Raw genomic sequence first — 1497 nt, forward strand, 5'->3', positions numbered from 1 at the left:
GGCTCTTCCCAGTTCAGCATGGTTCGGCTCTCGTCGGGCGGGCTGGTCGGTAGGGGCGTGAGCCGTCGGCGGCGAGCAGGATCCGGATGCGGTAGTTGGTGAAGTTGCGGAAGCCGTGGGCGAGCCTGCGGGTCTTCTCGATGACTCCGTTGATGGCTTCGGTGCCGCCGTTGCTGACGCCGCCGGTGGTGAAGTAGGCGAGGATCTCTTCGCGCCAGCGGCGCAGGGTCTTCCCGAGCCGTTTGACCTCGGGGATGGGGCAGGTGTGCAGTGAGTCGAGGACTTTCTCCGCGATCGTGCGTCCCGCGGCCGGGGACTCGGCGTGGTAGATCGAACGGACGAGTTGGTAGACGCGCCAGGCGACCTCGACCTCGCAGTTCGGGTCACCGACCGGTAGGTACTTCTCGAGGCGTTGGTGTTGTCGGTCGGTGAGGTGTTCCTCGCCGGTGAGCAGGGTCCGGCGGATCTTGTAGAGCGGGTCGTCCTTGTGACCGCGCCGGCTCAGGGTCGCCTGCTGGACGCGACGACGGACGTCGTCGAGGGCGTTGCCGGCGAGCTTGACGACGTGGAACGCATCGAGCACTGCGACGGCGTCGGGCAGCTCGTCACGGATGGCGTTGGCGTAGCCGCGGAACGGGTCGAGCGCAGCGTGCTCGATGGTGACCTTGACGTCGACGCCCTCGACGCCTTGGTCGGTGAGCCAGTCGGCGTAGACCCGCCCCGAGCGGCCCTGGACGGCGTCGAGGAGCCGGGCGCGCAGGCAACCGTGCTCGTCACGGGTCAGGTCGACCATCACCGTGACCGCCTTGTCGGTGGAGGAGATCTTGGAGGGGCGCCAGATGTGCTCGTCCACCCCGATGGTCTTGATGTTGCCCAGCCGGGCCGGGTCAGCGAGCCGGGTCGACGCTGCCGCCTTGATCGCCGTCCAGCAGGTGTCCCACGCGACGCCGAGGTGCCGGGCGATTGCGGACACGGTGGTGTCGTCATGGCGCAACGCGTCTACCGCCCACGATGTCGCCCTGCTGGTGAGCTTCGCCCGGGCCGGTGCGTAAGGGTGGTCCTCGGTCCACGTCGACCGCGGGCACGACCGTTCGGGACATCGCCAGATCCGCTTGCGCCACCGCACCCGCACCGGCCGGCCGAAGCACGGCGCGTCGTGGAGGACCTGGACCCGTCGGCCGTGACCGACCGCGACCACGCCGCAGTCCGGGCAACCGGCCAGGTCTGCGTCGGATTCGACATCGAGCATGATCGTGCCGTCGTCACGGGTGGTCACATCGAGGACGTGGACGCCCTCGACACCGAACAGTTCATCGGCCCGCGGACACCACCGAGGAGACGGCGACGGCACGCAGGCGCACGTAGAGTGCATCAACGTCAGGGTCCTTCAGGAGCAACAGCTTGGTCGCCGTTGATCGTGAGGGCCCTGACGCCATTTCACCGCCCAGACACGCCGCTCGAGGCGAGCACCTCAACCACGCTCATCTGGGAAGGGCC

2 protein-coding genes are annotated in these 1497 nt (G+C 68.4%); one reads left to right on the forward strand and one right to left on the reverse strand.

From position 1 onward, the window contains the following. Positions 1–13 precede the first annotated feature (13 nt). Complete coding sequence (locus tag EUA06_RS22215) at positions 14–1249, reverse strand: ISL3 family transposase (RefSeq protein ID WP_242498329.1); 1236 nt, start codon at positions 1247–1249, stop codon at positions 14–16. Here EUA06_RS22215 and EUA06_RS22845 point away from each other — a divergent pair. Then, positions 1157–1497, forward strand: a 341-nt coding sequence (locus EUA06_RS22845; RefSeq protein WP_207208503.1) for a hypothetical protein, incomplete at its 3' end; no start/stop codon positions are given. The two genes, EUA06_RS22215 and EUA06_RS22845, sit on opposite strands and share 93 nt — an antisense overlap.

This window comes from Nocardioides glacieisoli (assembly GCF_004137245.1).
Lineage (GTDB): Bacteria > Actinomycetota > Actinomycetes > Propionibacteriales > Nocardioidaceae > Nocardioides > Nocardioides glacieisoli.

Coding starts and splice junctions, on each gene's coding strand:
- EUA06_RS22215 (WP_242498329.1), bottom strand. CDS start 1,249: ATGCTCGATGTCGAATCCGACGCAGACCTGGCCGGTTGCCCGGACTGC.